This window comes from Helicobacteraceae bacterium, assembly GCA_031258155.1.
Taxonomy (GTDB): domain Bacteria; phylum Campylobacterota; class Campylobacteria; order Campylobacterales; family SZUA-545; genus JAIRNH01.
The window spans coordinates 1-5,299 of record JAIRNH010000049.1 but is presented as its reverse complement, the minus strand read 5'-3'; the positions used below and the strand labels follow the sequence as shown (position 1 = coordinate 5,299).

6 protein-coding genes are annotated in these 5,299 nt (G+C 50.4%); 2 read left to right on the top strand and 4 right to left on the bottom strand.

What is annotated here, in order from left to right; translation table 11 throughout:
• Nucleotides 1–231, top strand: a 231-nt coding sequence (locus LBF86_06420) for a PepSY domain-containing protein (GenBank protein ID MDR0665138.1), incomplete at its 5' end; no start/stop codon positions are given.
• A 48-nt stretch (nucleotides 232–279) separates the two neighbouring features.
• On the opposite strand, the gene LBF86_06415 is transcribed toward LBF86_06420, so the two are convergent.
• The 4 genes from LBF86_06415 to panC form a co-directional block, all read right to left on the bottom strand.
• A complete protein-coding gene (locus LBF86_06415) occupies nucleotides 280–729 on the bottom strand; it encodes a hypothetical protein (protein ID MDR0665137.1) in 450 nt (149 codons plus the stop codon).
• Nucleotides 726–1,346: a dethiobiotin synthase gene (bioD, locus tag LBF86_06410; protein ID MDR0665136.1), complete on the bottom strand. Its 621-nt coding sequence runs from the start codon at nucleotides 1,344–1,346 to the stop codon at nucleotides 726–728. The genes LBF86_06415 and bioD overlap by 4 nt, the downstream gene beginning before the upstream one ends.
• Before the next feature lie 116 nt (nucleotides 1,347–1,462).
• Nucleotides 1,463–2,764: a 30S ribosomal protein S12 methylthiotransferase RimO gene (rimO, locus tag LBF86_06405; GenBank protein ID MDR0665135.1), complete on the bottom strand. Its 1,302-nt coding sequence runs from the start codon at nucleotides 2,762–2,764 to the stop codon at nucleotides 1,463–1,465.
• A 1-nt stretch (nucleotide 2,765) separates the two neighbouring features.
• The gene (gene panC / locus LBF86_06400) at nucleotides 2,766–3,581 is read right to left on the bottom strand and encodes a pantoate--beta-alanine ligase (protein ID MDR0665134.1); all 816 of its coding nucleotides are present in this window, start codon (nucleotides 3,579–3,581) and stop codon (nucleotides 2,766–2,768) included.
• 65 nt (nucleotides 3,582–3,646) lie between these two features.
• On the opposite strand from panC, the gene prfB reads away from it, so the two are divergent.
• Nucleotides 3,647–4,777, top strand: coding sequence for a peptide chain release factor 2 (gene prfB / locus LBF86_06395; protein MDR0665133.1), 1,131 nt, complete (start codon nucleotides 3,647–3,649; stop codon nucleotides 4,775–4,777).
• Nucleotides 4,778–5,299 lie beyond the last annotated feature (522 nt).

The following is a 5,299-nucleotide window of genomic DNA, read 5'->3' as shown; positions in this document are numbered from 1 at the left end:
TTTATTAGCAGTATATTTCCGTTGCATAGCGGCGATTTCTTCGGGGTCGCAGGGCTCGTTCTATACTGCGTATCCTCTCTTGCTATGGCGCTGTTTGCCATAACGGGATATATGCTCTATTACGAGCGCTTTGTAAGAGAAGCGAAAAGAAAAAAGGCGAAAAAAGAGAGCGCGGCGAGCGAAGAGGTTTTACCGCAAGTCGCCGCGCGATCCGCAGGGGAGCTGGTATAGGCGAAACTCTTTCGCGGCGCCTCAAACGATCGGCGAAACAAAACATATCTATAGCGCGTCTATTAGAATCGTTTTGCTCTCCGTCGGCGTTTGAGCGAAAGCCGAAGCGTTGGCGAGTATCACAATCGTTTTGTTCTTGAAGAATTTAATTTTAACAAGCGAAAAGCCAAGTTTCGCGAGGGCGCTTTTGAGCGGTTGATCGTCGCCGTTTTTCGCCGCTTCCAATTTAACCCAAACGGACGGAACGATATATTGAATCGTTTGCGCTTTTGTCGCTAAAATATCAATATAACCCATCTTAAGCGCGGCTAATCCTCCGTCGCCCTCGAATATCTCCGATTGTTCAATCAAGCCTAAATGCGCGCCTTTAGCTTTAAGCGCCTTTTGAGCTTGCGCGGCGCTCGCGGAAAGCTCCGCGTCGTTATAAGCGTATTTGTAAACGCTTTCAAACGAAAAAGCCGTAATCAGGCTTGCGAAAAAAACGACGAGCGATCTCACGCGATCAACAGATCCGCTAATGTTTCAAAATCTCTATCCAAACGATAAAAGTTTTTGAATCTTCGCGTTAAATACGGCGCGCTAATCGCCTCGAATCCGGCGGCGTCGCGTATATTTACCGCCCAAAGCGGCAAATCGCCTAAGCGGTTTTTGATCGCTTCCAGCGTCGTCAAAAGATCGTGGATCATTCCCAAGCGATCGGACGCGATCAGAAGCGGTTTCGCGTCGTATCTTTTCGCGAGATCTACGCTGAAAAAGTCGTCTTCGATCGGAGCAAACGCGCCGCCGGCGCCTTCGATGATCATAAGATCGCTTTGAGAGCGCAAACGTTCGCGCGCCGCGTCTATCGTTTTCCAATCGATCGGCTTTTCGCCCTTTGCGACGGCGGGCGCGGCTGGGAGTTCAAAGCGAACGGGGCATACGTCCTCTGGCTTAAAACCTACCGCGCCGTCAAAACCGCGCGTAGCCCGCGACAGCGCCGCCGCGTCTTGCGCTACCAAAGCCGCCCCCGTTTCTATAGGTTTAAACGGCGCGACTTTAAACCCCCTCTTAGCGTAATAGGCGATTAAAGCGGCGGCTAGATAAGTTTTTCCCGCGTCGGTTCCGGTCGCGGTAATAAAAATTGACCTCTTTTTCAGAGACGGTTACCTCGTTTGCGCAAACCGCGCTATCAAAGCGCATATATAAAGATTTTATCGTAAATTTTATTTTTCGGCGACAAACGCCTAACGGCTTAAATCAGTTTGGCGAACAGCAAGGAATCGGTCGCGGCGACGATTTGAGCGCGTTTGATCGCGCCGACGCTTAGCGTTTGATCGCCGGCGTCGTTAATTAAAATGGGCGGGTCAATCTGCGGCGACCAATCGAGATTTTTTGCGGCGATCAGATATTCCGACTCCTCGCTTTTTCCGTCGATCGCCGCCGTAACGACGGAGCCGATCATGCTCTTAAGCCGCTTCTTATGCGCTTGTTTTAAGAGTTTTTGCGCCGTTCGTAAGCGAGTTTGTATCGTTTTAGCGTCTATTTTGCCGCGCATTTTATTAGCGGCGGTTCCCTCTTCGTCGCTAAAGGCGAACAAAGAGACGCGATCGAAAATCCCTGATCCGATTATTTCGCGTATCGCGTTGAAATCATCTTCTGTTTCGCGGGGGTGTCCGATAATAAACGCGGTTCTAATCCACGCGTTTTTTACCGATCGCATTCGCTCGATCAGCTTCATCGTCTTAGCGGCGTTTAATCCGCGTTTCATCGTTTTTAGCATGGCGTCGCTTACGTGCTGAATCGGTATATCAAAATAGGGCGCGAACCGTTTTGATTTAGCGATTGTATCGACGAGTTTTATAGAGGTTGTAGCCGGATATAAATAGCAGATTCTGGCGCGTTTAACGCCCTCGATAACGTCGAGCGCCTCTATTAGATCGCACAAACCGTTTTTAAGCCCTATGTCGCGCCCGTAAGCGCTTGTGTCTTGAGCGATCAAAGTAAAGTCGAAATAGCCTTTTTTGACTAGCGAGATTACTTCGTTTGTAACGCTGTCTATCGATCGCGATTTTAGCTTGCCCTTAAAACTTGGAATCGCGCAAAAAGCGCAACGCTGATTACAGCCTTCGGCGATTTTTATATATGCGTGATAAGCGCTCGCCGTAACAACCCTCTCCTCGTTTGACTGCAAAAAAACGCGATCGGAAAAAGCGCTCTTTTTTTGCGCGATTAACTCGTCGATCCTCGCGTAGTCTCCCACGCCCGTGAAAATATCGACTTCGGGCAACTCTTTTGATAGCTCCTCGCGATAACGCTCCGCTAAGCAGCCGCTTACTACCAGCAGCGCGTTTTTCTTTTTGTTTTTTACCGCTCCCAAGATTGCGTCGATACTCTCTTGTTTAGCCGCGTCGATAAATCCGCAGGTGTTTATAACGATCAGATCCGCCGCGCTAATATCGTCGGCAATCTCATAATCTCGTAATCTGCCCAGCATAATCTCGCTATCGACGAGGTTTTTTGCGCAACCTAAACTTATTAAATGCAGTTTTAGCAATTTATATCCGCATATTATCTATTAGGCGCGTGTCGCCTACTTTTGCGGCAATCAATATGATCGTTTCGCCTTTTTTAACGGTATCAATCGGCTTAAACTCCCGATCGACGATCGCTATATAATCGATCGTCAGAGGCTTCAAAGTATCGGCGATCGCCTCTACGATCGCGATCGATCTTGTTTCGTTTCTCTTAATTAGCTTGCTCGCCTCAAACAGCGACTTAGGCAACTTTAACGCTTCGATTTTTTCGTTTTCGGACAAATAGGCGTTACGGCTGCTCAAGGCTAAACCGTTGTTATCTCTCGCCGTTTCGCATGCCACAATTGTTATATCCATAAAAAACGACTTAACCATTTTTTCTATTAGCCAAAGTTGCTGCGCGTCTTTTTTGCCGAAATAGGCTTTTGTCGGCTTGACGATATTAAACAGCTTCGCCACAACCGTCAAAACTCCGTCAAAATGACCGGCTCTAATTTTGCCCTCCAAGATCGACGAGCCTCTTAGCGGAGCGCGGATAATCGGTTCGTCCTCGCCGTAAAGAGTTTTCGGCATAAAGAGCAGATCGACTCCGGCGGCGCGGCAGAGCGCTATATCCGCTTCCTCTCTGCGCGGGTAACGCTCAAAATCCTCGCCCTCGCCAAACTGCGTCGGATTGACAAACGCGCTAACGACGACAAAATCGTTCTCTTTTTTTGCCCGCTCGATCAGACCCAAATGCCCCGCGTGCAACGCGCCCATCGTCGGCGCGAAGCCTACCTCGCGGTTAACGGCGGCGCGCTCGGCGCAAAACTCCTCGATCGTCCTAGCGATGACCAACTCAAACCCTTTGCGCTACAATCCGCGCCAAATTTTTGTCGCATTATACAAGGATAGCCGTGATTATCGATTCATACGAATATGTCGAGCGGATCAAGAAATTGCAAACGCAGCTAAATAACGCGCGCGGCATTATCAAGCCCGCCGAGGCGCAAGCGAGACTTGAGGAGATCGCCGCGCTCGAAAACGATCAGGACTTTTGGCTAAATCCTGAAAACGCGGGCAAAGTCCAAAAGGAAAAGGCGCGTTTAGAGCGCGTCTTGTCGCGCTTTAAGGAAGCCTCGAACGCCGTTGACGACGCGATAGGACTCTTTGAAATAGCCGGCGCCGAGCAGGATAACGCCGCGCTAGAATCGCTTTGCGACGAACTGCCCGATCTTGAGGAGAAGATCGACGCGCTGGAGGTTGAGCTAATGCTTAGCGGCGAAACCGACGGCTCCAACGCGATTATCGGCATTACGCCCGGCGCGGGCGGCACGGAGAGCCAAGATTGGGCGTCGATGCTCTATAGAATGTATCTGCGATGGGCGGAGCGGCACGGATTCAAAGCGGAGATTTTGGACTACCAAGACGGCGAGGAGGCGGGGATTAAGGACGCTTCAATCCTGATCAAGGGCGCTAACGCTTACGGATACCTTAAAGCCGAAAACGGCGCTCACCGCCTAGTGCGCGTTTCGCCGTTTGACAGCGCGGCGCGGCGGCATACCAGCTTTGCGCAGGTGAGCGTTTCGCCCGAAATCGACGATAATGTGAATATCGTGATCGACGACAAGGATTTACGTATTGACACTTATAGAAGCAGCGGCGCGGGCGGGCAACACGTCAATAAAACCGAATCGGCGATTCGCATAACGCACTTGCCCACAGGCGTGGTCGTGCAGTGCCAAAACGATCGAAGCCAGCATAAAAACCGCGAAACGGCGTTCAAAATGTTACGATCAAAGCTCTACGAATTAGAGATGCAAAAGCGGCGAGCGGAAGCTAACGGCGCCGTTAAAACGGGCATTAGTTGGGGACATCAGATAAGAAGCTACGTCCTGTTTCCGTATCAGCAGGTTAAAGACAATCGATCCAAGCAGGCTTTTAGTTCTGTCGAAGCTATATTAGACGGCGATCTAGACAAGTTGATCGAAGGCGTTTTGGTAAGTTTGCAACGCGGCGAACCGATCGGAAACGCCGCCGACGCCGACGAATAATATCTATCAACGTTTATCGGCGATGGATAAAGGCTTGAGACCGCGAGGAGGCGAAAACAAAGCGATATTTAGCGCCCATAAACGCTACTTTGGAAGAAAACCAAACGCGATATTCGGCGATTGTAAAATGGATTTTCGCCTCCTCGCGCGCCTTGTATTCCTATTCGCGAGAATAGCGACGCCGCCCGTCCGCCTAACTATAACGGGCGCTATGTCGAGCGACCCGCGCAAGCTCGATCCGATCGCCTAAATAAGCGCTAACGTTAGCGGCTCGACTACGAGGAAAAACGAGCCTCCTCCTCTCCCTTTTTTTGGAAAGCGAGAGAAGATTATTAGAGACTGCCGATCGTTGCGTTTTAGCTCGCCGCTTTCGCAAGCTCTCTCCTTTATGGAAAGGGGGAGTTTGCCGTTTGCTTCGTTAACGCTCGCGAATTACAACGATCACCTACCCAACCTGCGGGGCGTTATATCCCGCGTCGAATTATCGTCGTAAAAGCGATCGTCGTCGTCGCTCTCGCCATG